This window comes from Pseudomonas sp. PDM04 (assembly GCF_014851765.1).
Lineage (GTDB): Bacteria > Pseudomonadota > Gammaproteobacteria > Pseudomonadales > Pseudomonadaceae > Aquipseudomonas.
The window spans coordinates 966870-991657 of sequence record NZ_JACVAI010000001.1 but is presented as its reverse complement, the minus strand read 5'-3'; the positions used below and the strand labels follow the sequence as shown (position 1 = coordinate 991657).

At 60.9% G+C, this 24788-nt stretch carries 31 protein-coding genes; 30 read left to right on the top strand and 1 reads right to left on the bottom strand.

Annotated features, from left to right (window positions below):
- Positions 1 to 314: 314 nt before the first annotated feature.
- Genes IB249_RS04585 through IB249_RS04570 form a run of 4 tightly spaced genes read left to right on the top strand, consistent with a single transcriptional unit; the run spans position 315 to position 3614 of the window.
- A complete protein-coding gene (locus IB249_RS04585) occupies positions 315 to 833 on the top strand; it encodes a phage regulatory CII family protein (RefSeq protein ID WP_192302313.1) in 519 nt (172 codons plus the stop codon).
- Entirely contained in the window at positions 826 to 1056 is a 231-nt protein-coding gene (locus tag IB249_RS04580) for a TraR/DksA family transcriptional regulator (RefSeq protein ID WP_192302312.1), read from the top strand. The genes IB249_RS04585 and IB249_RS04580 overlap by 8 nt, the downstream gene beginning before the upstream one ends.
- On the top strand, positions 1046 to 3262 hold the full coding sequence (locus IB249_RS04575) for a VapE domain-containing protein (protein ID WP_192302311.1): 2217 nt from the start codon (positions 1046 to 1048) through the stop codon (positions 3260 to 3262). The genes IB249_RS04580 and IB249_RS04575 overlap by 11 nt, the downstream gene beginning before the upstream one ends.
- Positions 3255 to 3614: a hypothetical protein gene (locus tag IB249_RS04570; RefSeq protein WP_065940029.1), complete on the top strand. Its 360-nt coding sequence runs from the start codon at positions 3255 to 3257 to the stop codon at positions 3612 to 3614. The genes IB249_RS04575 and IB249_RS04570 overlap by 8 nt, the downstream gene beginning before the upstream one ends.
- Positions 3615 to 4077: 463 nt before the next feature.
- Here the strand turns inward: IB249_RS04570 and IB249_RS04565 are convergent, their stop codons facing one another.
- Entirely contained in the window at positions 4078 to 4500 is a 423-nt protein-coding gene (locus tag IB249_RS04565; RefSeq protein WP_192302310.1) for a hypothetical protein, read from the bottom strand.
- Positions 4501 to 4513: 13 nt separating this feature from the next.
- On the opposite strand from IB249_RS04565, the gene IB249_RS04560 reads away from it, so the two are divergent.
- The 26 genes from IB249_RS04560 (at position 4514) to IB249_RS04435 (ending at position 24700) form a co-directional block, all read left to right on the top strand.
- Positions 4514 to 4852 (top strand): phage holin family protein, encoded by a 339-nt coding sequence (locus tag IB249_RS04560; protein ID WP_192302309.1) that lies wholly within the window; start codon positions 4514 to 4516, stop codon positions 4850 to 4852.
- A gap of 131 nt (positions 4853 to 4983) precedes the next feature.
- Positions 4984 to 5508, top strand: coding sequence for a terminase small subunit (locus IB249_RS04555; protein ID WP_192302308.1), 525 nt, complete (start codon positions 4984 to 4986; stop codon positions 5506 to 5508).
- Positions 5453 to 7441, top strand: coding sequence for a phage terminase large subunit family protein (locus IB249_RS04550; protein WP_318653481.1), 1989 nt, complete (start codon positions 5453 to 5455; stop codon positions 7439 to 7441). Before IB249_RS04555 ends, IB249_RS04550 begins: the two co-directional genes overlap by 56 nt.
- 10 nt (positions 7442 to 7451) lie before the next feature.
- Entirely contained in the window at positions 7452 to 7667 is a 216-nt protein-coding gene (locus IB249_RS04545) for a hypothetical protein (protein ID WP_192302307.1), read from the top strand.
- Positions 7668 to 7669: 2 nt separating this feature from the next.
- Entirely contained in the window at positions 7670 to 9277 is a 1608-nt protein-coding gene (locus IB249_RS04540) for a phage portal protein (protein ID WP_192302306.1), read from the top strand.
- 2 nt (positions 9278 to 9279) lie between these two features.
- The gene (locus IB249_RS04535; protein ID WP_192302305.1) at positions 9280 to 10512 is read left to right on the top strand and encodes a S49 family peptidase; all 1233 of its coding nucleotides are present in this window, start codon (positions 9280 to 9282) and stop codon (positions 10510 to 10512) included.
- 12 nt (positions 10513 to 10524) lie between these two features.
- Positions 10525 to 10875 (top strand): head decoration protein, encoded by a 351-nt coding sequence (locus IB249_RS04530; RefSeq protein ID WP_192302304.1) that lies wholly within the window; start codon positions 10525 to 10527, stop codon positions 10873 to 10875.
- Positions 10876 to 10888: 13 nt separating this feature from the next.
- Positions 10889 to 11917 carry a major capsid protein gene (locus tag IB249_RS04525; RefSeq protein WP_192302303.1) on the top strand — a complete coding sequence of 343 codons (1029 nt, stop codon included), beginning with the start codon at positions 10889 to 10891 and terminating at the stop codon, positions 11915 to 11917.
- Between the two features lies 1 nt (position 11918).
- Positions 11919 to 12143 (top strand): hypothetical protein, encoded by a 225-nt coding sequence (locus IB249_RS04520; RefSeq protein ID WP_192302302.1) that lies wholly within the window; start codon positions 11919 to 11921, stop codon positions 12141 to 12143.
- 2 nt (positions 12144 to 12145) lie between these two features.
- The gene (locus tag IB249_RS04515) at positions 12146 to 12460 is read left to right on the top strand and encodes a hypothetical protein (protein WP_192302849.1); all 315 of its coding nucleotides are present in this window, start codon (positions 12146 to 12148) and stop codon (positions 12458 to 12460) included.
- Positions 12457 to 13122 carry a hypothetical protein gene (locus tag IB249_RS04510; protein ID WP_192302301.1) on the top strand — a complete coding sequence of 222 codons (666 nt, stop codon included), beginning with the start codon at positions 12457 to 12459 and terminating at the stop codon, positions 13120 to 13122. Before IB249_RS04515 ends, IB249_RS04510 begins: the two co-directional genes overlap by 4 nt.
- Positions 13115 to 13624, top strand: a complete 510-nt coding sequence (locus tag IB249_RS04505; RefSeq protein ID WP_192302300.1) for a hypothetical protein — start codon at positions 13115 to 13117, stop codon at positions 13622 to 13624. The genes IB249_RS04510 and IB249_RS04505 overlap by 8 nt, the downstream gene beginning before the upstream one ends.
- Positions 13621 to 14214, top strand: coding sequence for a phage baseplate assembly protein V (locus IB249_RS04500; protein WP_192302299.1), 594 nt, complete (start codon positions 13621 to 13623; stop codon positions 14212 to 14214). Before IB249_RS04505 ends, IB249_RS04500 begins: the two co-directional genes overlap by 4 nt.
- 52 nt (positions 14215 to 14266) lie before the next feature.
- Entirely contained in the window at positions 14267 to 14482 is a 216-nt protein-coding gene (locus IB249_RS04495) for a hypothetical protein (protein ID WP_192302298.1), read from the top strand.
- 5 nt (positions 14483 to 14487) lie between these two features.
- The gene (locus IB249_RS04490; RefSeq protein WP_192302297.1) at positions 14488 to 14814 is read left to right on the top strand and encodes a GPW/gp25 family protein; all 327 of its coding nucleotides are present in this window, start codon (positions 14488 to 14490) and stop codon (positions 14812 to 14814) included.
- Positions 14811 to 15701, top strand: coding sequence for a baseplate J/gp47 family protein (locus IB249_RS04485; RefSeq protein ID WP_192302296.1), 891 nt, complete (start codon positions 14811 to 14813; stop codon positions 15699 to 15701). The genes IB249_RS04490 and IB249_RS04485 overlap by 4 nt, the downstream gene beginning before the upstream one ends.
- On the top strand, positions 15698 to 16306 hold the full coding sequence (locus IB249_RS04480; protein ID WP_192302295.1) for a phage tail protein I: 609 nt from the start codon (positions 15698 to 15700) through the stop codon (positions 16304 to 16306). Before IB249_RS04485 ends, IB249_RS04480 begins: the two co-directional genes overlap by 4 nt.
- Positions 16299 to 17891, top strand: coding sequence for a phage tail protein (locus IB249_RS04475; RefSeq protein ID WP_192302294.1), 1593 nt, complete (start codon positions 16299 to 16301; stop codon positions 17889 to 17891). Before IB249_RS04480 ends, IB249_RS04475 begins: the two co-directional genes overlap by 8 nt.
- A 9-nt stretch (positions 17892 to 17900) precedes the next feature.
- The gene (locus IB249_RS04470) at positions 17901 to 18329 is read left to right on the top strand and encodes a phage tail assembly chaperone (RefSeq protein WP_192302293.1); all 429 of its coding nucleotides are present in this window, start codon (positions 17901 to 17903) and stop codon (positions 18327 to 18329) included.
- 50 nt (positions 18330 to 18379) lie between these two features.
- The gene (locus IB249_RS04465) at positions 18380 to 19006 is read left to right on the top strand and encodes a hypothetical protein (RefSeq protein ID WP_192302292.1); all 627 of its coding nucleotides are present in this window, start codon (positions 18380 to 18382) and stop codon (positions 19004 to 19006) included.
- An 84-nt stretch (positions 19007 to 19090) separates the two neighbouring features.
- Positions 19091 to 20260 (top strand): phage tail sheath family protein, encoded by a 1170-nt coding sequence (locus IB249_RS04460; RefSeq protein WP_192302291.1) that lies wholly within the window; start codon positions 19091 to 19093, stop codon positions 20258 to 20260.
- Positions 20261 to 20271: 11 nt separating this feature from the next.
- Positions 20272 to 20775: a phage major tail tube protein gene (locus tag IB249_RS04455; protein ID WP_192302290.1), complete on the top strand. Its 504-nt coding sequence runs from the start codon at positions 20272 to 20274 to the stop codon at positions 20773 to 20775.
- Positions 20776 to 20786: 11 nt separating this feature from the next.
- Complete coding sequence (locus IB249_RS04450; RefSeq protein WP_192302289.1) at positions 20787 to 21098, top strand: phage tail assembly protein; 312 nt, start codon at positions 20787 to 20789, stop codon at positions 21096 to 21098.
- 146 nt (positions 21099 to 21244) lie between these two features.
- Positions 21245 to 23662, top strand: coding sequence for a phage tail tape measure protein (locus tag IB249_RS04445; protein ID WP_192302288.1), 2418 nt, complete (start codon positions 21245 to 21247; stop codon positions 23660 to 23662).
- An 11-nt stretch (positions 23663 to 23673) separates the two neighbouring features.
- On the top strand, positions 23674 to 24519 hold the full coding sequence (locus IB249_RS04440) for a phage tail protein (protein ID WP_192302287.1): 846 nt from the start codon (positions 23674 to 23676) through the stop codon (positions 24517 to 24519).
- On the top strand, positions 24494 to 24700 hold the full coding sequence (locus IB249_RS04435) for a tail protein X (protein ID WP_192302286.1): 207 nt from the start codon (positions 24494 to 24496) through the stop codon (positions 24698 to 24700). The genes IB249_RS04440 and IB249_RS04435 overlap by 26 nt, the downstream gene beginning before the upstream one ends.
- Positions 24701 to 24788 lie beyond the last annotated feature (88 nt).

Sequence of the window (24788 nt, the reverse complement as noted above, 5' to 3'; positions counted from 1 at the left end):
AAAGGTCGCCCAGTTCCTCCCGACACGCACCACCACAGCGCTGTCGGGTCGCAGTGAAGGTAGGCGGGCACACCACATGCTAACCACCTCCCTTCACTGCGCTTTCCAACGCACGGAATGCCTTGGTGTTGCTGCCTTTTCCACCACAGATTGGGCAGCTGTTGCGCCAGGGGTGAGCAACGGATTGCTCGCCCCGGCACGGTGCCGGTGTTGATCCCGAAGATCTAGCCGGCGTTTGGGCCCTTTCAAGCCACGCGGCAAATGTACCACCACTGCATGTCGCGCGGCACTGGCAACTTACAAGGATTAATGCCATGAGCCGTATCATTCTGAGCTCTCTAGACCGGGCGCAGCGGGAAGTTTTGCCGCTCGATCTCGCGCTTTACCATGCCGCTCGGGACTATCCCGGCGGCGCCGCAGCCATCGCCGCCACCACCGGCCGAAATGCGACCACGCTGCAGCACAAGCTTTCCCCAACCCACCCCAGCCACACGGTGAACATTCAAGAGTTCGGCGAGATTCTGGAGCTGACCAAGGATCGCCGCATTCTGGATGCGGTGCATGCGTTGGTCGGTGACACGACTTGGCAGGAGCTGGCTGAGGCGTACACCAACGACATGCCCGAGACGTTGACCACGGGAATTGCCGAGTACTTCCGGCAGGTCGCGGATCTGGCGGATACCTGGGCCAAGAGTATTGGCGACGGTGTGGTTTCTGATGAGGAACTGGCCGCGATTCGCCTGCAGGTGTTTCGTGGGATTCAGGGGCTGCTGGGGTTGTTCAACCGCGCCACCTACGTCAATCAGACGACGCGGGGTGCTGATCGTGGTTGATATCGTCGACTTCGCTAATGACCTGGTGCAGGAGCGGATTGATCAGGCGCTGGCTGCACGTCGCCTCGCCGCCAAGCCCGCTTTGGCGGCGCATTCGTTTCTGTTCTGTGAAACGTGTGATGGGCCGATTCCCGAGGCTCGGCGTTTCGCGCAGCCCGGCTGTACGCAGTGTGTCGACTGCCTTTCCGTCGCGGAATTGAAGGGGGCACGCCATGCTCAATGAAGTGTTGGGACAGTTCGCGGACTACGGTCTTGAGCCTGCGCAGCCATTGGTGTTCGGTAAGCTGACCCGCTGTAAGACGGCCCAGGACAAGGGCAAGGAAAAGAACGGCTGGTATGTCGTACATGAGCAACGCACCGAGAAAGGCGAGACGCTGATCTTCGGTGCGTTCGGTGACTGGCGTTCGGGCGAGTCTCAGAAGATCAAGGTCAAGGCCGGGCGCATGTCGCCAGAAGAGCGCGAGGTTATGCGCGCTCGGCAGGAAGAGGCCAAGCGGCGTGCGGCTGAGATCTCGGCTAATGCGGCACGTCGTGCGGCCAAGCGGGCAGCGGGCATGTTCAAGCGCATGCCGGAAAAGGGCCGTAGCGACTATCTGGATCGCAAGCAAATTGTCGGCTTCGGCGTTCGGTATGCGCCGCGCACTGGTGCGTTCCTGGTACCGATGAGCAATGTGCGGGACGAGATTGTTGGCCTGCAGGTGGTGTTCCCGACCAAGCAAGAGGACACCGGCCGGGACAAGTCTTATTGGCCTTATGGCATGTCGAAAGAGGGCGCCTTCCATCTGATCGGGCCGCATCCGGATCCGGGTGAGCCGGTGTTGGTGTGTGAGGGCTACGCGACCGGCGCAAGCCTGCATATGGCCACGTCACTGACCGTCGCCGTTGCGTTTGATGCGGGCAATTTGCTGGTTGTTTGCAAGGCCATGCGCGAGCGTTTCGCCGGTTGCCCGCTGATCATCTGCCGAGACGATGACTGGAAGACCACGAAGCCGAATGGTGATGCCTGGAACCCCGGTGAGGAGAAAGCAAACAACGCGGCGTTGATTGTCGGTGGCCAGGTGGTTGCGCCGATTTTCTCCGGTGAGCGGGAAGCCAAGTGGACCGACTTCAACGACCTGCATGTTGAGGAAGGTTTGGAAGCGGTGCGCCGTCAGGTGTTGGCGGTGGTCAAACCGCCGGCGGCGGGTGGTTGGAAAGATCTGCTGGCCCGTAGCGAAAGCGGCGCGCTGATTGCGCACATGCAGAACGTCGAGTTGATCCTGGCCAACGATGAGCGTTGGGCCGGGGTCATCAGTTACAGCTCGTTCAGTTCGAAGATCGTGAAGCTGCGTGCGGCGCCTTATGGCGGCGGCACGGGCGACTGGGCGGACATTGACGACGTGCGGGTGATGAAGTGGCTCGCGCAGCAGTACAACTTGCGGGTCAAGGCCTCGCATGTGATCGAGGCGGTGAGTGTGGTTGCGCATGACCACGCTTTTCATCCAGTGCGTCAGTACTTGCGCAAGTTGGAATGGGATCGCGTGCCACGCCTTGAAAGCTGGCTTACCGAGGTCATGGGCGTAAAGGCCTCTGACTATTCCTCGAAGGTCGGCAAGCGCTGGTTGTTATCTGCTGTTGCGCGGGTGATGAAGCCGGGCTGCAAGGCTGACTCTGTGATGATTCTTGAGGGCGCGCAGGGCGCTGGTAAGTCCACCGCGATGAGCATTCTTGGCGGCGAGTGGTTCATGGATACGCCGTTTGCGCTGGGTGACAAGGACGGCTTTCAGGCGATCCGGGGCAAGTGGATCGTTGAACTGGGGGAGCTGGACAGCTTCAACAAGGCTGAGAGTACGAAGGCCAAGCAGTTCTTTTCGGCGTCCACTGATACTTATCGCGAGAGCTACGGCCGCAGAACGATGGACGTGCCACGCCAGTGTGTTTTTGTGGGTACGACGAACCAAGACGAATACCTGAAAGACGCGACCGGTAACCGTCGTTATTGGCCGGTGGCGTGTACCAAGGTGGATCTGGAGTTGTTGCGTTCGATGCGTGATCAATTGTGGGCCGAGGCGGTGTTCTGCTACGACGCGGGCGACCTCTGGTGGGTGACGCTGGATGAGGCGGCAATGTTCGGCGAAGAGCAGGACGAGCGCTTCGTTGTTGATGAATGGGAAGGGCCGATTCTGACCTGGCTCGAGGAGTCGCAGATCGGCGAGACCACCACCGGGAGTGACGTGCTTACCAGTGCGTTGAAGTTGGACTTCGGGCACTGGGGCAAGCCGGAGCAGATGCGCGTCGGCGCGATCATGCATCGGTTGGGCTGGCGGCGTGTTCGGTTGCCGGCGTTGGCTAAGAGTGGGCAGCGGCCTTGGGCTTACAAGAAGCCGGCAGGGTGGGGCGGTGCTTCGGTGTTGAAGCGGGAACCGATTGAGGAGCCTTGCTTTGATTAAGGAGATCGATTCGCTGCTTCGGTTGTGGGCGCAGGAGCTGCATTCAGAACATTCGAAAGGAGGGCTGGCTGGGGGAAATATGGTTGCCATGATGATGGAGAGCAACGGGCAACTGATCAGGGGGCGGCGTGCCTTCCGTGCGCCGCTGGAGAGCTCGTTGGACATTGAGCTGATCGTGAGCAAGCACTTGGCACCGGAACTGGTCACGGTGGTGCGGGAGCATTACTGCACGCTCGATGTGGATATGCGCTTGCGGTATGCCCACTGCGGTTGTGGCCGCGACACGTACTACCAGCGTTTGCATGATGCGCATCTGCAGATCTACTGGGTGCTGATGGGGAAGGCTGCGTGACCCCAGGCATCGCTCCGGTTGTGGTTGTCCCACTGGCCCGTCTTGTCTCTCTGCGTTTTGATGCAGTGGGGCAGGTGCGGGCCTTGTCGTTGTTGGGTTGTCCCACCGTCCCGCCTAGAAGTGCCTCCCGCCCGTGTGAGCGTAGCGGGCGAGCATTACGCGCTTACGCGCGAACGCGTGTTATTTAAATTTCTTCCTTTACACGAGAAAGAAGAGAGATAAGTAGGACAGTGGGGCGAAGCCCCGAATTCAGGCGCTCTCAGGCGTCCCACTTCGATTCTGAAAAGTGGGACATATGGGACACCATCGCAACAACAGAATGCCGTGGTGGTGTATTCGCCGACATTCGCTAGGCGTTCACCCTGTGTTACCCACTTATTCACCGGGTGGCATTAAAACAGGGTTGCTGCCACCGGAATCGACCTGTAAAAAGTAGTCATCTTCGATAGGTGCGACCGAAGGATCACGGGCTTTCATTAGCTGTTTGAGGTGTTCCCCTTGACCAGATCGCAACGATTGCGGTGGTTGCTACCAAATATACGAAGAAGTTGAGCATGTAGAAGAAAAGGCCGACGACTTCCAGCCTTGTAATCGGTGCTTCTGAGTAGGCAAATTTGTAAAATTCATATGCACTGCTGACAAGCATCGCAACAGCACCAAACAGAGCAAGGGTTCGGTACAAATAGCTTCCCATAATTCTCAGTCGGCGTAGGGCCCTCCCCGTAGCATCGGTCGGTGCGAACAACCAAGCGACAAAGAGCCCTCCGAATACGGTCAACAGAAAATTTACGAGTACCGATGTCGTGTCCATATAACACCCTGTTTTTACATGAGTTGAACTCGCGACGATATCAAGAAACCCGGCCATCCAGCCGGGTTTTTGCATTTTGGAGAAAACGATGACGAACGAGCAACAAGCGCTGGCAGAGATGCCGATCTGGTTAGTGGTCGTCTTGGCCTTGGTCGGCGGCGTATCGGGAGAGATGTGGCGGGCCGACAAGGATGGAGCGCGGGGATGGGCGTTGCTGCGAAGGCTGGCGCTTCGGTCTGGTTCCTGCATTGTCTGCGGAGTGTCGGCGATGATGTTGATGATCGCTGCCGGCATGTCGCTCTGGACGGCTGGCGCCTTAGGATGTCTGACGGCGATGGCTGGTGCAGATGTTGCCATCGGGTTGTACGAACGATGGGCTGCCAAGCGGCTCGGCGTTTCCGAGTCGGCATCGACCGACCGAACCTAGGTGCGGGGCCGACCGGGGGGCGATTTTTCCGGGTCCTCCCCGAGGCCCGCCCCCTACACGGGTCACCGAACTCGCGGGTTCTCTGCAGCTGAGAATTTTGCAGTGATGTCTGTCTTTTCAAAGGGTTAGATATGGGCAGGAGAGTCAGCAAGGCCGACTTAAGCGAGATTGTCGGCCGCGATGAGCGCACCCTGACCCGTTGGCAGAACGACGGTATGCCGGTGACCGAGTTCGGCCTCGGTCGGGGCAACGAAAACCAATACTGCACTGAGGCCGTTATCCAGTGGCTGATGCACCAGGCTGCACTGAACGGCAAGAAAGAATCCTCCCGCGACCGGCTTGATCGGATTCGCGCCGATCGTGAAGAGCTCGCGATGGCGAAGGACCTGGGCGAGGTTGTCATTGCCGACGATCTGGTCGAACGCTTCGAAGCCATGATCACCGCCGCCAAAGTGGAATTACTCAACACGTTCCCGGACGCATTGGCCGCCGAATTGTCGGCACGCTACGGCGTGGAGGTTGACGATCAACTGATCAGGGATCCCATTGAAGCCATCCTGAGGAGGCTGTCTGACTATGACAATGATGATGCCGCGTCAGATGGATATTCTGACGAACCGGACGATTCGGAGGGCTTTGAAGAAGACGGCGACTAAAGCGCTGCGCGGCGCCTGCCGCAAGTGGGCGCCGCCGCCACGCATGAGCATCATTGAATGGGCGGATAAGTACCGCTGGCTCGCGCCGGAAGAGGCGGCACGTCCAGGCAAATATCGGTTCGACGTGACGCCGCATCTGATCTGGCCCGGCGGCCCTCTGGAAGCGCTGGATGACCCAGCCGTGAGTGAGATTGTCGGACGTAAATCAGCGCAGGTGGCTTGGACATCCGGCGTGCTGGGCAATGCCTTGGGCAAATGGATTGACATCGACCCTTCGCCAATTTTGGTGCTGTTCCCCAAGGCTGAAGCAGCCAAGCAGTACGTCGGCGAGAAACTCGAACCAATGATCGAAGCCACGCCACGACTACGCAAGAAAGTCGACTTGCGAAGCCGGAAGCTGCAGCAACGTCAGGACTTTAAGCGCTTCCCTGGCGGCTTCTTGAAAATGGTGGGATCGAACAGCCCCGCCAGCGTGAAATCAACACCGGTGCCCCGGGTGGCCATTGAAGAACCTGATGACTGCAATCTCAATCTGCGAGGGCAGGGCGACAGCATCAAGCTGGCTAAGGAGCGACTGAAAACATTCCGTCGCTCCAAAATCATCATCGGTGGTACACCGACCATCAAGGGGCTGTCGGCCATTGATGCTGAACTGGAGCTTTCTGACAAACGCATTGGCCTGGTGCCGTGTCACGAATGTGGTCAGGAGCATGCGCTGAGTTTCGACAACCTGCATTGCGACGAGGATCCCGACTACCTGCACGAGGTATACGGTAAGAAACGGCCGGAGAAGGCGTTCTATTCCTGTCCGCATTGCGGCGCGATTTGGGATGACAATCAGAAAAACGCCAACCTCAAGCATGGGCGATGGTCGGCAACAGCGGAGTTTCGTGGTATCGCCGGATACATCCTCAACGAGCTGTACGCAACATTTTGGGGCTCGCGGTTCCAGGTGCTGATGGAAAAGAAACTGCAGGCAGAACATGCCGCGTCGCAGGGCAACATCGGGCCAATGATTGCTTTCGTCAACAGCTCCAAGGGCGAAAGCTACGAATACCAAAGTGACGCGCCAAAAACCGATGAGCTGGAGAAACGTGCTGAGCCTTACACCGAACTGACTGCACCGAAAGGCGTGCTGTTGATCACTGTCGGGGTGGACGTCCAGGGTGATCGTTTGGCACTCGTCATCACCGGATGGGGGCGGGGTGAGGAGTCATGGCGACTGTATTGGGGGGAGCTTCACGGCAATCCCATCGACCCGCATGACAGTGTCTGGCAGGAACTGGACCGGGTTATCTCCCAGCCGATTGCTACCGACGGTGGTGCTCACTTGGCGGTTTCGGCGGTGAGCATCGACAGTTCGGACGGCAATACCAGTGATGCGGTTTACAGCTACGTTCGGGATCGTCAGCGATACAACGTCATGGCGATCAAAGGCGCATCTATCGACAGCCGCGACAAGGAAATTTTTACCAAGCCGCCGCAGTCCGTCGACACCTCCCAGGACAACACCAAGGCCGCGAAGTACGGTCTGCGGGTGCACATCGTCGGCACACATAAAGCCAAGACCTTGATCGACGGGCGACTTCGGCTGAAGGGTGTGGGACCTGGGCGTATGCACTGGTACAGCGAGATCCGCTCGGATTATTACGAGCAGCTCACGAACGAAGTGTTGGCGCCGCATCCGCGTAACCCCAGCAAGATGGTCTGGCAAAAAAAGGCCGGCCGGCGCAACGAGGCGCTCGACTGTGAGGTGTACGCCTTGCATGCGGCACGCAGTCTCAAAACCCACCTGCTGCGAGATCACGAGTGGGATCAACTGGAGCAGCAACAGCTGCAGCCAACCCTGTTCAGTACTGAACAACCCGTCGCACCGGTGCCGCGCCGAGCAGTCGCTCGCGGGCGGGGCACCCGCAGTCGAGCGGGCTACTAAGGAAACCATCATGACAGACGCACAACAGCGCCTTGCGGAAGTTCGGGCGGCGATTACTGGCGTCCTGAAAAAAGGCCAGCGCCTGCGTCGTGGCGACCGTGAGCTGTACCGCGCCGAGCTGAACAGCCTGCGCTTGCTGGAGCAGCAATACGCCAAGGAGGTCGCATTAGAACTGGCGCAGCAACAAGGTCGTGGCCGTAACCGCATCTCTTACATGGCGATCTGACTATGGGCTTTTTTCGTAAGGATCCGGCCGAACTACTGATGCGCGAGGCTCTACGTCTCGCCAAATCCACAACAGAGGCGCGGCCCATCGTTGCCCAAGGGGGTGGGGGAGGCGTCGAGACACGATGGCGAGGTGCTTCACGTGTCCTGCGCAGCATGGCCAGTTGGATACCTGGGCTGGGCAGTCCGCGTCGGGATCTTGACCAGAATGAACGGCGCATGTTGGTCGCTCGTTCTCGGGATGCCATGCGCAACCATCTGATCGCCCGGGCAGCGATCACCCGTCTGCGCACCAACGTGGTTGGCACCGGGTTGGTGTGCCGGTCACAGATCGATCACGCCGCATTAGGGTTGAGTGAGCAACAAGCGGAGGAACTCAATACCCAGCTCGACCGCTTGTGGTCTTTGTATGCCGATGACCCTCGTGAGTGCGATGCCGAAGCGACCCTCAACCACTATCAGTTGCAGGCGTTGGTGATTGTCTCGTCGATGGTCGGTGGTGATGTTCTGGTAGCCAGCCCTGACGATGAGCGTCCGGGCTGTCTGTTCAGCACGCGTCTGCAATTGATCGAGTCGGATCGGGTGTGCAATCCAGCGGGGCAATTGGACAGTTCCCGCCTAGTGGATGGCGTTGAGTTCGATCAACTGGGAGCGCCCGTTGCGTACCACGTTTGCAACGGCTATCCCAACGAGTTCATGGCGGGGCAGTCGCAGCGATGGGATCGTTTGCCTGCCTTCGGCCAGCACACTGGCCGGCGCCGTGTCATGCACGTCATGGCCGACAAGGAGCGACCAGGCCAGAAGCGTGGTGCACCGTATCTGGCGCCAGTGCTGGAGCCACTGCAAAAGCTCGAGCGCTACAGCAGCGCCGAGTTGATGGCCGCTGTTATCTCGGCCATGTTCACGGTGTTCATCAAAAAGACCAACGACTTTCAAACCTCGAACTTGCCTCTCACAGCATTGGCCAACGAAGGCGCTGGTGCAGGCGGCGACACCTCTGCCGACGGCGAGCTGGCCTTGGGCGAGGGCGCGATTGTCGACCTGGGGCAAGGCGAGGAGCCGATGATCGCCAACCCAGCCAGGCCGAATGCACAGTTCGACCCGTTTTTCACCGCCGTTGTGAAAGAGATTGGCGCGGCCCTGGAGCAGCCGATGGAGGAGCTGCTGCTGCACTACAGCAGCAGCTACAGCGCGGCGCGTGCGGCGATGTTGCAAGCCTGGCGTTTCTACAGCTTGCGACGTTGGTGGCTGATTTGCGACTTCTGTCAGCCCAGTCGGGAACTGCTGATCGATGAGGCCGTGGCACGAGGGTTGATCCAGTTGCCAGGTTATGCCGACCCGGCCAAGCGCAAGGCGTACTGCCAGGCCATCTGGATCGGTCCGGCACGCGGTGCCATTGATGAGCTGAAGGAAGCCAACGCCGCTGGCAAACGCATCGAAATCGGCGTCAGCAACGAAACCCTGGAAACCGCCGCGATGACAGGCGAGCCCTGGCAACAGGTGTATCGCCAACGCGTACGCGAAGTCGAGCAACGTCGTGCTGATGGCCTGCACGTGCTGCCTAAGGGACGCGAGCAGGAAACTCCGCCACCCAATCTCAACGAGGAATAACCATGCCCCGCGCATTTGAGCTGGCTGCCTCGCAGCCCTGGCTGATGCTGCCTGGCGCCCTGGATAACCTGCTGACCATTGCAGATCGAATGGGCGATCCGGCCGCGTTGGAAACCCGTACCGGTGTGCGCCTGGACAACAGCCGTACCGTCAGCATCCGCAATGGCGTGGCCATTATCCCGGTGGTCGGTCCGGTCTTCCGCTACGCCAACCTCTTCACTGAGATCAGTGGCGCTACCAGTACCCAGGTGCTGGCCACAGACCTGCAAACGGCGCTGGATGACCCTAAGGTCAGCGCGATCATCCTCAACATCGACAGCCCAGGCGGTGTCGCTGCCGGCATCAATGAACTGGCTGACCAGATCCATACGGCCCGTGACCGAAAACGCATTGTCGCCTACATCGGCGGCACCGGTGCAAGCGCGGCTTATTGGATCGCTTCGGCGGCCAGCGAGATCGTAATCGACGAAACCGCGCTCGCCGGCAGCATCGGTGTCGTGGTCGAGGCGGTCGTGGAGGGCGAGGCATCCAGCGGACGCAAGCGTTATCAGATCGTCAGCCGCAACGCGCCGAACAAGCGCGTGGATCTCGGGACCGAGGAGGGCCGCGCCAAGGTCGGCGAAACGGTCGATGCCATGGGCGACGTGTTCGTGGCCAAGGTTGCACGCAACCTCGGGGTCGATCCCGAACGCGTACCCGAAATGGGCGACTTCGGCGGATTGCGCGTCGGCGCAGCCGCTGTCGAATCCGGCCTGGCTCATCGCCTGGGCGCACTGGAAGCACTGATTACTGAACTGGCCAAACCGGCCGCAACCCAACCGAGGAAATTCAACATGACCACCGTCAGCAGCACGGCGGAGTTGCGTGAGGCGCTGGCCGCCGGCACGGACCCGCAGACCATCCAGATTGCCCAGGCCAGCCAGCCGGATGTGGAGAACATTCGCACCCAAAGCCGTGAAGAGGGCGCAACGGCCGAACGTCAGCGCATCACCGGCATCCACGCTCTGGCAAGCAAGGGGTTCGAGACTGAAATCGCTGCCGCCATCGACGCCGGAACCTCAATCGAAGCCACGGCCCTGCAGCTGTTCAAGGCTGCCCAGGATCGCGGCATTTCTCTCAACGCGATCAAGGCTGATGCCACCGGCACCTCGGCTGCCACGCCGTCGGGAGATGACAGCCAGGGCGAACGCAAAGCTGTCGTCAATTCTATTGTCGCTGGCGCATCGCGCCGCTGATCGGAGAACGTCATGAGTAACCCTGAACGTCAAACCTACGTGCCGGACCAGCTGTCCGCCGGCCACTTTCCGGTGATGGTCGACATTGCGGTGATCGCCACCGGCCAGACCCTGCAGCGCGGCGCCGTGTTGGGCCAGGTGACAGCCACCGGCGAATACCGGCTGTGCAAGGCCTCCGCCTCTGATGGTTCTGAAGCCCCATTGGCGGTCCTCGACCTGGCCATCGACACCAGCCAGGGCGCCCGACCCGCACCGATTCGCCTCACCGGCGAAGTGCTCGCCAGCCAACTCAACCTCGGTGAGGGATTGACTTTGGCGAAGGCGAAAGCCGCGCTGCGTTCCCTGTGCCTGTTCATTCGATAAACCGGAGCTTCTGATGGATATTTTTGATACCCGCACCATGCTGGAAGCGGTCGAGCAAATGCCGTCCGCCCGCCGCTTTCTGTTGAACACCTTTTTCAACGGCGGAAGCCCGGTGACGTTTCCCACCAAGACGGTGGACATCGACATCATCAAGGGCAAACGCAAAATGGCGCCGTTTGTACACCCGCGTCTGCCGGGCAGCCTTTCGCTGCGGGACGGTTTCACCACCAGTACCTACACGCCGCCTTACATTCAGCCCAAACGTGAAACCACTGCCGAACTGGTACTCAAGCGTGCAGCAGGTGACAACCCGTTTGCTTCGCGCACGCCCCTTGAGCGCGCTGCGCAATTGCTGGGTAAGGATCTCCGTGACCTCGATGACGAGATTGTGCGTCGCGAAGAGTGGATGTGCGCCCAGGCGTTGACGACCGGCAAGGTGCGCGTGATCGGTGACGGTGTGGATGACACCATCGATTTTCTGATGGCCAGCGACCACAAAATCAGCCTGGCCAGTGGCAAGTGGGGCGGTGAAGGCTCAGACCCGATCGGCAACTTGCGCACCTGGAAACGCAAGATTGCCAAAGACTCCGGTCGTACTGCCAACACGGTGGCCATGAGCGGCGAAGCGCTGGATGCATTCCAGTCGGACCCGACGGTGCTCAAGCAACTCAACACCCGTCGCGTTGATATGGGCCTGATCAAGCCTGAAGAACTGCCTGAAGGTGTGACTTACCTGGGCTACCTGAACGATCCGGGCGTTGACCTGTACGGCTATGACGAGTGGTATCTGGACGACGACGAGGATGAGCAACCCTTGATTCCTGCGGGCGGTCTGATCCTCGGTTCTACTTCCACGCGCAACGCCATGTTGTATGGCGCTATTCAGGATCTGGCTGCCGTTGAAAGCGGTTTGGTGGAGGCCGCGCGATTCCCGAAAAGTTGGGTAACTGAAGAGCCGAGCGCCCGCTGGCTGAAGCTGCAAAGTGCGGCGCTGGCGGGGCTGCTGGAACCCGATGCTTTCATCTACGCCAAGGTGGTGTGACATGGCCAAAAAAGCCGAATACCTCGTAGTCGATGGCTGCGTTCAGGACGGGCGTGTGGTGGTTGTGAAGGGCGAGCCGTACAGCCCGCCGTCCAAGGAGGTCGCGGAAGCGTTGATCGCTGAAGGGCGCATTGCACCGATCAAGGATGCGTTGGCCCAACAGATCCTGCGTGAAGCTCAGGGATCCACCGATGACTCGGATGACGATCCTGACGATGGTGAATGACCGTGGCCTTTCGTGAGCTCATCGAGGAAATGGACACGATGGTCCTGGACGAGCTGGGTGATGTCGCGCTGATCAACGGCCGAGAAGTTCTCGGCTATTTTTCGGCGCCCTGGCTTCAACCCCAGTTCGGCAAGCTTAACACCGGTCTCCGGGAGCCTCGTTTCGAGGTTCGTGTAGGCGAAACCGACGGACTGGAGCCGGGCACGCAGGTCAGTGTCAATTTGCCGATGCTTGATGGCGGCGGTGATTACGACCTGATCCAGCTGGAGCCCAGCGGTGACGGCCTGGTCGCGTTGATATTGAGGATGCGCGCATGAGTGTCGGCAGCTATTTCAAACCGTCGGCCGGTGGCGGGATGCTCACCATCCAGTCATCAGTCGCAGATCTGCAAGCTTTCGAGGACTTCGCCAAGCTGGTGCCGAAAGCGGCAGCTGCCGCCCAGAGACGAGCGATCAACAAGACGTTGGGCTGGCTACGCACGCACATTGCCCGAGCTGTCGGTCGTCAGGAGCGCATCGCGGTCGCGGCAGTCCGTCAGCGCATGCGTGCCTATCCCGTTTCTGGCCGCGCTGCGAGCGGTAAGTTGTGGTTCGGTCTTAATCCCATTGAGTCCAGCCGCATTGGTCGCGCGAGACAGTCCAGCAACGGTGTTTCGGTGGCCGGGCGGCGTTACCAAGGTGCTTTCCTTAAACAGGTCTACGGAAACAAGCCTGACATCTGGATTCGTACCGCGAGCAAGCATTTCAGCGCGGACGATTACCCCGATAGCACCGTGTCAGGTGCTGGTGGAGCCAGTTCGGGTTGGGTCGCGGAAAACGGCAATCGCTTTCCGTTGGCCAAGGCCAAGGTTTCGCTGGAACAAGCGCGACCGCACTTCGACACCTGGACCCATCGTGCACACGCACGTTTGCTGGAGATCCTGCAGCAAGAGTTCAACTTTGAATTGCAGAAGTACCTCAAGGGGACGGCCAATGTCTGAAGAGCCTTTTAGCCTTGACCAGCTCTACCGGGCGATTGAGCAGCATTTGCAGAGCAATCTGCCAGGCATCAAAGCAGTGGCGACGTGGCCGAATATCAAGGACCGGATTGCATTACCGGTAGTCTTCCTTGAGATGGCTGAAATTGAGCCAGGTCCGGACGTTGGCACCGGTGAGAGCACGTTGGTTTGCCGATTCGAAGCGCGGATCATCGTTGATCCCATCAAGCCGCAACACTGCCAACAGGCCGCGCACTTGGCGGCGCAGCTGGCCGTGCTGTTACGCATGCAGACCTGGGGGTTGCCAGTGGAGCCTGCTGAATTCACCCAGGCCATGCAGGACTGGACCAAACCAGAACTGGATGGCTACACCGTCTGGCTGGTTGAGTGGACGCAGCAGCTCTACCTGGGTGCCGAGGAATGGCCATGGCCAGACGAGCCGCCGGGCACGCTGGTCGTTGACGTCGAGCCGGGCGATGGTCCGATTCAACCGGAGGACTTATGAGCTACCCCAGTGCTGAGCATGATCGGATGATTGCCGCCATGCTGATGCCGTGCGCGGTGGTCGGCGTGGATCTGGCGGCGGCCATGGTGCGGGTGTCCAACGGTGAATGGACCAGTGCCTGGGTGCGTTGGCATAGCCTGGCCGCCGGCATGGCTCGGCATTGGCGGGCGCCGAGCATTGGTGAGCAGGGTGTGTTGTTTAACCCCAGCGGTCAGGCCGGCATGGGCACCTTCATTCCTGGGCTGTACGGCAATGCCGGCGCGCAGCCGGATAACCGTGATCACGTCGAGGCCTGGCGCTTCGACGATGGCGGCTCGCTGGTCTATGACTGGCAGGCCAAGACCTACACCATTACCTTGCCCAGTGGCCAGGTGATCACCAGGGTGGGATCGACCGAATCGATTACCACCGATAACGCAGTCACGGTGACCACCACCAACGTCACGCTGATTGCCGACGTGGAAATTCAGGGTCCGTTACGCGTAACGGGCGCTGTCGAGCTGGTCAGTACGTTGCACGCTGCCGGCAACATCACCAGTGACGGCCAGATTCTTGATGCCGGCGGCAACAGCAACCACCACACGCATTAATCCATCCCTTAACAGCCCGCACTATGCGGGCTTTTTCATGCCTGGAGAAATCATGGCCAAACCTACCGAGTTGCCGGTCGACGATATCGCGCCGGCCCGCGATTTGCTGCTGACATTCCGCGACAAGGTCTTCACCTCGCGCACGCTGATTATCCCAAACACCGATCGCACGCTGGCGGTGGCCAAGGGGCGTATCGAGGTGTCGGCGTCCGATGAGCAGGCGCTGAGCTACCTGAAAACCCATAAAGAGTTCGAACCCCTGGAGTGACGTAGATGATCGGAATGGATCGCCACACCGGCCAACCCATTTCCGGCATCGAGCACCTGCGCCAGTCCATGGCCGACGTGTTGAGTACGCCGCTCGGCAGTCGCCGGCACCGTCCGGAATACGGCGCCAAGGTGCGCGCCTATGTCGACATGCCGGTAAACGAAGGCTGGAAAAGCTCGGTGCAAGCCGAGGCGGTGCGCGCGCTGCTGCGTTGGGAGCCGCGATTGAAGCTTGAGCGGGTCCGTGTGCTGGCGGTGCTGGGCGGCAAGATCGATCTGAGTATTGCCGGCGAATACCTCGGCGACGGGTTTGTGGTGGAGGTGAGCGTATGAGTACGGTCGTTGATCTGTCGGCGCTGCCGGCGCCGGATGTGCTGGAGCCGTTGGATTTTGAAGACACCTATCAAGAGGGGTTAAGCACCTTTCGCAGTTACATGGGCGATAACTGGACCGCGGTGCTTGAGAGTGATCCGGTGGTCAAGCTGCTGGAGGTCGGGGCCTATAACAAGGTCGGTAACCGGGCCCGGGTCAACGATGGTGCCAAGGCGCTGTTGCTGGCCCATGCCATCGGCAGTGACCTTGACCACCTGGGGGCCAACGTCAATTTGCCGCGCCTGGTGGTTCAAGCTGAGAACCTTTCGGTGGTTCCGCCACTGCCCAAGGTCATGGAGCAGGACGACCCCTATCGCGAGCGCATTCAGTTGGCTTATGAAGGGCTTACCACGGCCGGCCCGCGAAACAGCTACATCATGCACTCGCGCAACGCTTCGGCGCTGGTGGCCGACGCTACGGCGGAAAGCCCCCAGCCGTGTTACGTAACGGTCACTGTGTTGAGTTCCGAGGGCAAGGGCGAGGCCAGTCCGGAGCTGCTGGCCACTGTCGAGCTGGCCCTGAATGACGAGGACGTCAGGCCCGTGGGTGATCGGGTAACGGTTCAGGGTGCGGAAATCATCGACTACCGCATTGATGCGGTTCTGCACATGACCGGCGCCGGCCCCGAGGTGGACGCCAGTCTGGCCGAGGCCATTCGGCGCCTGGCGGCCTGGATCAATCCACGCAAGCGCCTGGGCGTCGAGGTGGCTCGCTCGGCGGTGGATGCGCAACTGCACGTTCCTGGGGTTTCTCGGGTTGAACTGACCGATTGGGTCGACCTGGCCCCGACCAAGGCACAGGCGGCTTACTGCGAGGGTTACACCGTCGTGCTGGCGGGGTCGACATGAGTAGCCTGCTGCCGAGCAATAGCACGCAACTGGAGCGTGCCCTGGAAGCGGCCTTGTACGAGCGCACCATTGTGCCGTTGCGCACCTTGTACAACGCCGATACCTGCCCGGTGCATTTGCTGCCGCACCTGGCGTGGGCCTGGTCAGTCGATCGCTGGGATTATCGGTGGTCGGAGGCGACCAAGCGGGCGGCCATCAAGGCCTCGTATTACATCCACAAGCACAAGGGCACCATCGGCGCCTTGCGCCGGGTGGTTGAGCCGCTGGGCTACCTGATCGAAATCATCGAATGGTTCAAGACGGTGCCCGAGGGCGAGCCGGGCACCTTTGCGCTCAAGGTCGGGGTGCTGGACACCGGTATCACCGAAGAGATGTATCAGGAGCTGGAGCGCCTGATCGATGACGCCAAGCCCGTCACCCGCAAGCTGACGGGGCTGGCGATCAGCCTCGAAACTCAAGGCCATTTGAACATCGCTGCCTGTCTGTACGAAGGCGACGAAATCGACGTGTATCCGCCGGTGATGCGTGACATCGAGGTCACGGGCCGCTTTGCCGTGATCGGTCGCGAACACTCCATAGACACCCTGGACGTTTACCATGATTGATGCGAATTCGCAGTTTTTCGCCATCCTTACCAATGTGGGGCTGGCCAAACAGGCGAACGCCGACGCGCTCGGCATTCCCTGGAAGATCACGCAAATGGGCGTGGGTGATGCCAACCTGACCGACCCTATCCCCAAGCCCGAACAAACCCAACTGATCAACGAATGGCGCCGCCGGCCGCTGAATCAGCTCAAGGTCGACCCGGCCGATCCGGCGATCATCGTCGCTGAGCAGATTATCCCGGCCGACGAAGGAGGGCGCTGGATTCGTGAAATCGGTCTGTACGACGAGGCTGGCGATCTGGTGGCGGTAGCCAACTGCGCGCCGAGCTATAAGCCGCTGCTGACGCAAGGTTCTGGCCGCACGCAAGTGGTGCGGATGAATTTTATCGTCAACAACTCCGCTAACGTCGCGCTCAAAATTGACCCGGCGGTGGTGCTGGCCTCGCGCAGCTACGTTGATGCGGCCATTCTGGAGGTGTTGCCAGCGAACAAGCAGGCCGGCGAATACACCCGCGTCAAGGTCAACAATCGCGGCGTGGTGGTGTCGGGCGATAACCCGAACACCCTGGCGGGGATGGGCATCACCAACAGCTACACCAAGGCCGAAGTCGAGTCGATGATTGCCCAGGCCTCGGCGCTACCGGTCGGCACGATGGTGGCGTTTCCGGTGAACAGCGTGCCGCCGGGCTTTCTGGAGATTGACGGAAGCGTCAAGAGTATCGCGGCCTATCCCGACTTGGCCGCCTTCCTGGGCACGGCGTTCAATACGGGCGGCGAGGGTGCCGGTAACTTCCGATTGCCCGAGTCGCGTGGCGAGTTCCTGCGCGGCTGGGACCATGGGCGCGGGGCGGATGCTGGCCGGGCCGTGGGTAGCTGGCAAAAAGGCACAATGGCTGCTGCCGATGTCACCGGTTCGTCGGATGGGCTTTTTGTAATTGGGCTCGGAGCAACTGCTGCGCAGCCGACGGCGAGCTACGGAATTGATCCGGCCGCTCTTGCGGACTATCCGCCACAGATTGCGGCTCTCAACGGCGCTACAGCTCTGGCAACGACTACGCCTGTTGTCGGCTCTACTCGCCCGCGCAACTTGGCGGTGATGTGGTGCATCAAGGCCTGGAACGCACCGATCAATCAGGGAAACATTGATATTGCGGCGCTTGCTGCTTTGGCGGCTCAGGCGACCGAGATCAATCAGGGCACAGCCAAGGTCGCCACGGCTGCGCAAATGCTCGACAGCGCAAACGACGCGGTCATGGCAACGCCGAAAAAGCTGCGTCTCGGGTTTGCTTCCAGCCTCACACCAAACGGCTATGTCGTTTTCCCGAGCTGGCTCGGTGGATTGGTCATTCAATGGGGCACCGTCAGCTTCCCGACGACTGCCGATAACCGACTGGCAGTCTCCTTTCCTATCGAGTTCCCAGAGTCTGCTTTCTATGCGGGCTGGTCCGTGGGTTCAATCGCGTTGTCTCAAGTTACTGGCACTTACGTGGATGTTGTCGGAACCAAGGGGATGACGTTGGTTGCTGATAAGAACGCAGGCGAAACGGCGACCATAACGGCACGCTGGCTTGCGCTTGGGAAATAAGGGGAAGTTATGCGTTTTTACAGTCCGTCTACAGGTTGCACCTATCTGCCTGCGATCCATGGCGAAAATATTCCAGACGATGCAGTGGAAATTTCGGAGAACGTTTTCGAGTTGGTTATTGCCAATCCAGAGCAGGGCAAGGTTCGGGCCCATGATGAAAAGGGCCTGCCGTATTTGGTTGATGCCCCGGTGGTGACGCCTGATCCCGGCGTCACCGAGCGAGCCTGGCGCGATGCTGAGTTGTCTTCGGTGATCTGGTTGCGCGACCGTCACCGCGATCAGCTTGATATCGGCAGCGACACCACGCTGACCGCCGAGCAGTTCGCCGGGCTGCTGACGTACATGCAGGATCTGCGCGACTGGCCCCAGTCGCCAAACTTCCCCGACAGCCAGCGTCGGCCGATCCCGCCGGACTGGATCGCCGGGCAAGTCGAATAAGCGCCCCGCACTGACGTGGCGTTTTCTTTTCTGATATCCGAGGTTGACCTATGACGTTGCATGTCCTGCGCGCTGCTTTGCAGTGGGCGCTGTTTCTGCCTCTGCGGGTGTTTCTGATCCTGCTGGGTTTCCTGGTGGTGCCGGCGGCGCTGCCCTTCCTGTCGATCGAGGGGCCGCCGATCGCCTTCACCCAGGCCCCGGGATTCTGGTCGCTGCGCCGGCTGCCGGCTTGGGCCTGGCTATGGTCCAACGATCGTGACGGCGCCCTGGGCGATAAGCGCGGCTGGTGGCATCTGAATGCCCCGTTCGGCCTGGGCGCCTATCACTGGTTCTCCCAGCTCTGGTGGCTGGCCATCCGCAACCCGGCCAACAACATGCGCTTTCACCCCTGGTGCAGTTGCCCGGTCGCCGAGTGCGATTACCGCTATTGGGGTGACAAGAGCGTGGAGGATCGCCCCGGGGAGGGTGGCCGCCGGCTGCTGCTGGCCACGCACAAGGTCACCGGCCGGCGCTATTACGGGTTTTATGGCGTGTGGCAGTGGTCCGACACTCGCGCCCTGGTGATTCAGCTCGGGTTCAAACCGGAGCCCAGCGACTGGGCCGAGGACTACAGCAGCGACCCGACCGCGCAGTGGAAAGGCCTGACGTTTGAGGTCAACCCCTGGAAATCCATTTAACCCCGTTGCGCCGTTACGCGTAACGCGAACACCCCTCACAGCCTCGCTCATGCGGGGCTTTTTCGTTTCTGGAGACTGACCCTTATGAGTGGTTTTTTTCACGGCGTTACCACGTCGCTGATCGACACCGGCGCGCGCACCATTTCGCTGCCGTCCTCCTCGATCATTGGCTTGTGCGACACCTTCACCCCAGGCGTGCTGGGCGGCGGCACGGCCAAGGCGGGCGACCTGGTGTTGCTCACGTCGGAGCGCGAGGCCATTGCCGCCTTCGGTGCTGACTCGGCGATCACCAAAGCCGCACAGGCCATCTACGTGCGCGCCAAGGCGGTGATTGTTGCGGTGGGGGTGGCCAAGCTGGAGGACGCGGCGCTACAGACGTCGGCCATCATTGGCGGCGTGCTGGCCTCGGGGCAGCGTACCGGCCTGCAGGCGCTGCTCGATGGCAAGAGCAAACACAACGCCCAGCCCAAGCTCATCATTGCGCCGAAGCATTCCGCCACCCAGGCGGTCGCGACGGCCATGGATGCGCTGGCCGCCAAATTGCGCGCGATCGCCATCATCGACGGTCCCAATACCACCGACGAGGCCGCGTTGGCCTATGCCGAGGAATTCGGCAGCAAGCGCCTGTATCTGGTCGATCCCGGGGTGAAGTACTGGGACACGACCACCAGTGCCACGGTCGACGCACCGGGCTCGGCCTGGGCGGCCGGCATGTTTGCCTGGACCGATGCCACTTACGGCTATTGGGCGTCGCCGTCGAACAAGGAATTGGTCGGCATCACCGGCACGTCGCGCCCGATCGAATACCTCGACGGTGACGACACCTGCCGGGCCAACCTGCTCAATAACGCCAATATCACCACGATCATTCGCGACGGCGGTTATCGCCTGTGGGGTAACCGCACGCTGTCCAGCGATGCGAAATGGTCGTTTGTCACCCGCGTGCGCACCTGCGACATCCTGATGGATGCGATCCAGGCCGGGCACAAGTGGGCGGTCGATCGCTCGATCACCAAGACCTACGTCAAGGACGTCACCGAAGGTCTGCAAGCGTTCATGCGCGATCAGAAGAATGCCGGTGCAGTGATCAATTTCGAGGTCTACGCGGACACCGAAATGAACACGGCCAGCCAAATCGAGCAGGGCAAAATTTACTGGCGCATTCGCTTCACCGACGTGCCGCCGGCGGAAAACCCGAATTTCCTCATTGAAGTCACCAACGAGTGGCTGACCGAAGTTCTCGAAACAGCCTAAGGGGCCAATCCATGATTCCAGAAGTACTGTCCAACTGCGCCGCGTTTATCGACGGCGTGAGTTTCGCCGGCGAAGTGCCGACCCTGACGCTGCCCAAGCTGACCAAAAAAACCGACGACTATCAGGGCGGCGGTATGTCCGCCCCGATCGAGATGGGCATGGGCCTGGAAAAGCTTGAGGCGGCATTTACCACCAACGGCGTGCGCCGCGAGTCGCTGAAGTATTTCGGCCTGGCCGATCAGACCGCGTGCAACGCGGTGTTCCGTGCCGCGTACAAGGGGCTCAAGGGGGCGGTGAAGGCCGTCATCGTGACCCTGCGCGGCGCGGTGAAAGAGGTCGACATGGGCGACTGGAAGCCGGGCGACAAGGCCGAAATCAAGCACGCCATGTCGGTCACTTACTACAAGCTCGAAATCGACGGTCGCGTGATGTACGAGATCGATCCCCTCAACATGATCCAGGTGATCGACGGTGTCGACCAACTGGCCGCTGAGCGCACGGCCCTGGGCCTTTAAGGAATTTGCACATGACACCAATCAACCTCAACAAGCCCTTGCCGAGCTGGCTGGCCCTGACGGACGAAGGCGTTACCGTAACGCTTGCCTACAAGGCCACTGTCGGCGGAGTCGTGCTGGACAAGCTGAGCATGCGCGCGCCGAGCGTGAAAGACATGGAAGCGGCCAAGGCGGCCAGCGGCGGCGAAATGGACAAGCTGGAAAAGAACCTGTTCTGCAGCCTGCTCGCAGCTAGCGATGCGGAACTGACCGCTTTGAAAATCAAAGACTACAACCGTCTGCAGGCCGGCTATTTTCGCCTGGTTGAAGGCGACGACCTGTAACGAAACCACCCTGAAGGTGCTGGCTCGACGCTTGGCCAAAGAGACGGGTTTCTCGGCGGCCGAGATCAAGGCTATGCCTTTTTCGGAAATGGTGTGGTGGCTCACGGATTGAGCCGCCTGTTTTCCTCGACGTATAGGGCACGCACATGGCGAATAAACTCGCGCTCGGCCTGGTCATTGGCGGGGCGGTAAGCTCCACGGTGGGCAGCGCGTTTAAGGATGTCACCAGTCGCATCAAAAAACTTGAGGCCGAAGGTCAGAAAGCCCGGGTGCTGCAAAAGACCATCGGCGAAACCGTGCGCTTGCAAGATGAATGGCGCAAGGCGCACCTAGCGGGCGAGAAGGGTGCCGGCGCCTTGCTCAAGCAGCTTGAGGGTAACCTGAGCAGCTTGAAAAAGCAGGGCGTGGAAGTGCGCAACCTGGCCAAGGCTTACAACACCATGGGCCAGGCGGCGGCCAAGGCTGAGCTGAAAGCCAAGGGTCACCAACAGATTGACGAAGGCCGGCAAAAGCTGAAAAGCAGCGTCGGCCAGGCCGTGGCGGCCACGGCCGCGATGGCCATTCCGACCAAGGTCAGCGCTGACTATGGCGCGATCATTCGTGACATTGCGATCAAGTCGAACATTGCCAACAAGCCCGAAGAGGGCGACATGTCGAGGCGGATCATCGACACGTCGCGCGAGACGGGCATGGCGCGCAATCAGGTGGCCGAGGTGGTCAACGCCCTGGTAGGAGCCGGCATGGAGCTGGACAAGGCCCTGGCGTACGCCCCGACCGCGGCCAAGTTTGCCATCGGCCAGGGTTCGGACGGCGGCGAAACGGCGCGCATGATCAACGCCCTGGGGCAGAACGCCAAGATCACCGACCCGGCGCAAATGCAAAAGGCCCTGGAGGCGATCGCCTACCAAGGTCAGGCGGGCAGTTTTGAAGCGGCCGACATGGCGCGTTGGTTTCCTGAGCTGTTGGCGGGCATGGGCAAGCTGGGCATTACCGGCATGGACTCGGTAACGCAACTCGGCGCCATGCTGCAAGTGCAGATGAAGACTGCCGGCGGCGCTGATGAGGCGGCTAACAACCTCAAGAACTGGATGGAGAAAATCGGTTCGGGCGACACGGTCAAGGCCTACAAGGAGGCGGGGATCGACTATCAAGCGTCGATGAACACCGGCCTGCAGAACGGCAAGTCGACGCTGGAGTCCAGCTTTGAGTTGGCGCAAAAGTACATCGCCGCGACCGATCCGAAGAAGGCGGCGGCCATGGCGGAAGCCACGGCGAAGATCAGCAAGGAGCAGGACCCGGTTAAGGCTCAGGCCATGATCGAGTCACTGGAAAAGGCTTTGCGCACCGGCGACCTGTTCGCCGACATGCAGGTTAAGGGCGCGCTGACGGCGTTCATGCAGAACAAAGAGCTGTATGCCAGCCTCAAAAAAGATTCAGCGAGCGCGACCGGGATCTTGGACAAGAACCTGGAAGAGCGCCGGCAGTCGTCGGCGCAGAAGTGGGCGGAAATGGCGCAGAACACCGATGACGCCATGCGCGCGATCGGTGATGCGTTCCGGCCGGTGACCGACGCGGTGGCCGATGGCCTGACCTACGTCACTCAGGGCCTGAGCAAACTGTCCGATGAATCCCCTCGCGTGGTGACCGGAATCGGCGCGGCCGTGGCGGCGGTGATCGCGTTTCAAACGGCGATGAGCAGTTTCAAGATTGCCAAGGGCCTGCTGAACATCGGGCGCGGTTCGCTGATGGGAAATCCGAACATTCCGCAAAAGGTGATCGTGACTAACATGGGCGCCCTGGGCGGTGGCCCGGACCTGGGCGACCTGGGTGGTGAGGGCAAAAAGGGCCAAGGCGGGGCCAAGGGTGGTGGCGGTGGAGGGGTTGGCGTGGGCTCGGTCGTCAAGGGTGCGGCTTTTTTTGCGATCGCTGAGGCTGGCTACAAGGCCTATGACACCTACCAGAATGCCGAAACCCGGGACGAAAAAGCCGAGGGCTACGGTGGAGCCGCAGGCGGCCTGACGGGCGCCATCGGCGGCGCGGCGTTTGGGGCCATGATCGGCTCGGTAGTGCCCGTGGTGGGCACGCTCTTGGGCGGTGCGATCGGTGGCGTTCTCGGCAGTCTGGGCGGCGATGCCCTGGGTGGTTACCTGGGCAAGTCGATGTTTGGCACCGATCCCGAGCTGAAGCAAATGCCGGCCGCTGGCCCGCTGATGATGGCGAATGCCGGGCAGAACATCGCGCCGGTGATGGGCGGTATCGCCCAGTCCTTCGCCAAGCCTGCCGGCACCCAGCCGGGTGATGCCGCTCGCGCCATGCTGATGCCGCCGCCGGGCGCTGATGCTGCGGCCGCGCTGCTGGCCAAGCCCCCGGCCGCTGAAAAGTCCGAGGGGGTCAAGGTCGATTCCAAGGTGGATATCCAGGCGCCATTTACTCTGACCGTGCAAGGCGACGTTAAAGACGGCGCCCAGCTCTATGCGCAAATTCGGCCGTACCTTGAGCAGCATCAGCGCGAAATGGCCCAGCAACTGGAAAACCGCAAGCTGTACGACGCGCCACACGTTTAATAGGGGGGCTTATGCCTGCACTGGAACAGTTGCAATCGGGGCTGAAGTACCTGGCTTCAGCGGGCGAAACCGGCCGGCGCAGCATGGACGGCATGCTGGGGCCGGTGAATGGCGCGATCGGCGAAATCACCGGCGCCGCGTCCGAGCTGGAGGGCGTGCCCTTTGTCGGGCCGGCGCTGGGCGCCAAGCTTCAGCGGGTCATGCGTGGGGTGAATGCCGCCCAGGCCAAGGTCGGCCAGGTGGTGGCCATGTATGGCACGGCCACCCGCGCGGTGTCGCAAATCGACGAGCGCCTGGGGGTGCTCAAGGAGCAAGCGAGCCGGGCGGCCACGGCGATCAACAAGGTCGCCGGCAACGTCAATCCGGCGCTGGCCAACATCATGCCGACCGGGGCCTTTGCCGCGGATCAGACGCCGGCGCCGGAAGCGGTCAAGCCGTTTCCGCACCTGCTGATCATCCAGCCGCAAGACCCCAAGGCACAGCCGTATTTCTTCAACCTCGACACGGCGGCCTTTAACGAGCTGCGTCGCTCGACCGCGTTCCGCTGGGCTTCACAGGAGCGCCTATCACGCCGGCCGGCCCAGCAAGGGGTCGGTATGGGCGACGAGAAAATCACCCTCAAGGGCGCGATTTTCCCGGGCTTCAAGGGCGGTCTAAAGCAGCTCGACACGCTGCGTAGGATCGGTGGCCAGTTGCAGCCGCTGACCTTGACCACTGGTTATGGCGAGGTGCTGGGCACCTGGTGCCTGGCGTCCATCGAAGAAGAGCAAAGCGCCCTGATGCAGGGCGGCATCCCGCGTAAACAAGGGTTCACACTGGAGTTTGTCCGCTATGGCGACGACATGCAGAACGTCTGACGGGGATCTGCTCGACACCATTTGCCATAACTACTATGGCCATCTGGTCGGCAGCGTGGAGGCGGTATTGGGGGCCAATCAGGGGCTGGCCGATGAGGTCCAGCCCTTTCGCGCCGGGGTGCTGATCGTGCTGCCGGATCTGCCGGACCCGATCGAGGAGCAAGTGACCTTGTGGAATTGATCCTGTCCGGATCGCCGCCGGCGGCGCCTGCCGTTACGCGTAACGACCGATTGACCTTGACCCGCCTGGTGCGGGTTTTTTATTGGGC

Excerpts from the sequence above, each read along its gene's own strand:
- IB249_RS04540 (WP_192302306.1), top strand. The coding sequence starts at position 7,670 with ATGGGCTTTTTTCGTAAGGATCCGGCCGAACTACTGATGCGCGAGGCT.
- IB249_RS04525 (WP_192302303.1), top strand. The coding sequence starts at position 10,889 with ATGGATATTTTTGATACCCGCACCATGCTGGAAGCGGTCGAGCAAATG.
- IB249_RS04475 (WP_192302294.1), top strand. The coding sequence starts at position 16,299 with ATGATTGATGCGAATTCGCAGTTTTTCGCCATCCTTACCAATGTGGGG.
- IB249_RS04530 (WP_192302304.1), top strand. The coding sequence starts at position 10,525 with ATGAGTAACCCTGAACGTCAAACCTACGTGCCGGACCAGCTGTCCGCC.
- IB249_RS04535 (WP_192302305.1), top strand. The coding sequence starts at position 9,280 with ATGCCCCGCGCATTTGAGCTGGCTGCCTCGCAGCCCTGGCTGATGCTG.
- IB249_RS04480 (WP_192302295.1), top strand. The coding sequence starts at position 15,698 with ATGAGTAGCCTGCTGCCGAGCAATAGCACGCAACTGGAGCGTGCCCTG.
- IB249_RS04440 (WP_192302287.1), top strand. The coding sequence starts at position 23,674 with ATGCCTGCACTGGAACAGTTGCAATCGGGGCTGAAGTACCTGGCTTCA.
- IB249_RS04555 (WP_192302308.1), top strand. The coding sequence starts at position 4,984 with ATGGGCAGGAGAGTCAGCAAGGCCGACTTAAGCGAGATTGTCGGCCGC.
- IB249_RS04545 (WP_192302307.1), top strand. The coding sequence starts at position 7,452 with ATGACAGACGCACAACAGCGCCTTGCGGAAGTTCGGGCGGCGATTACT.
- IB249_RS04500 (WP_192302299.1), top strand. The coding sequence starts at position 13,621 with ATGAGCTACCCCAGTGCTGAGCATGATCGGATGATTGCCGCCATGCTG.
- IB249_RS04435 (WP_192302286.1), top strand. The coding sequence starts at position 24,494 with ATGGCGACGACATGCAGAACGTCTGACGGGGATCTGCTCGACACCATT.
- IB249_RS04550 (WP_318653481.1), top strand. The coding sequence starts at position 5,453 with ATGGATATTCTGACGAACCGGACGATTCGGAGGGCTTTGAAGAAGACG.
- IB249_RS04450 (WP_192302289.1), top strand. The coding sequence starts at position 20,787 with ATGACACCAATCAACCTCAACAAGCCCTTGCCGAGCTGGCTGGCCCTG.
- IB249_RS04445 (WP_192302288.1), top strand. The coding sequence starts at position 21,245 with ATGGCGAATAAACTCGCGCTCGGCCTGGTCATTGGCGGGGCGGTAAGC.
- IB249_RS04485 (WP_192302296.1), top strand. The coding sequence starts at position 14,811 with ATGAGTACGGTCGTTGATCTGTCGGCGCTGCCGGCGCCGGATGTGCTG.
- IB249_RS04465 (WP_192302292.1), top strand. The coding sequence starts at position 18,380 with ATGACGTTGCATGTCCTGCGCGCTGCTTTGCAGTGGGCGCTGTTTCTG.
- IB249_RS04460 (WP_192302291.1), top strand. The coding sequence starts at position 19,091 with ATGAGTGGTTTTTTTCACGGCGTTACCACGTCGCTGATCGACACCGGC.
- IB249_RS04565 (WP_192302310.1), bottom strand. The coding sequence starts at position 4,500 with ATGCAAAAACCCGGCTGGATGGCCGGGTTTCTTGATATCGTCGCGAGT.
- IB249_RS04585 (WP_192302313.1), top strand. The coding sequence starts at position 315 with ATGAGCCGTATCATTCTGAGCTCTCTAGACCGGGCGCAGCGGGAAGTT.
- IB249_RS04575 (WP_192302311.1), top strand. The coding sequence starts at position 1,046 with ATGCTCAATGAAGTGTTGGGACAGTTCGCGGACTACGGTCTTGAGCCT.
- IB249_RS04520 (WP_192302302.1), top strand. The coding sequence starts at position 11,919 with ATGGCCAAAAAAGCCGAATACCTCGTAGTCGATGGCTGCGTTCAGGAC.
- IB249_RS04505 (WP_192302300.1), top strand. The coding sequence starts at position 13,115 with ATGTCTGAAGAGCCTTTTAGCCTTGACCAGCTCTACCGGGCGATTGAG.
- IB249_RS04495 (WP_192302298.1), top strand. The coding sequence starts at position 14,267 with ATGGCCAAACCTACCGAGTTGCCGGTCGACGATATCGCGCCGGCCCGC.
- IB249_RS04560 (WP_192302309.1), top strand. The coding sequence starts at position 4,514 with ATGACGAACGAGCAACAAGCGCTGGCAGAGATGCCGATCTGGTTAGTG.
- IB249_RS04510 (WP_192302301.1), top strand. The coding sequence starts at position 12,457 with ATGAGTGTCGGCAGCTATTTCAAACCGTCGGCCGGTGGCGGGATGCTC.
- IB249_RS04455 (WP_192302290.1), top strand. The coding sequence starts at position 20,272 with ATGATTCCAGAAGTACTGTCCAACTGCGCCGCGTTTATCGACGGCGTG.
- IB249_RS04490 (WP_192302297.1), top strand. The coding sequence starts at position 14,488 with ATGATCGGAATGGATCGCCACACCGGCCAACCCATTTCCGGCATCGAG.
- IB249_RS04470 (WP_192302293.1), top strand. The coding sequence starts at position 17,901 with ATGCGTTTTTACAGTCCGTCTACAGGTTGCACCTATCTGCCTGCGATC.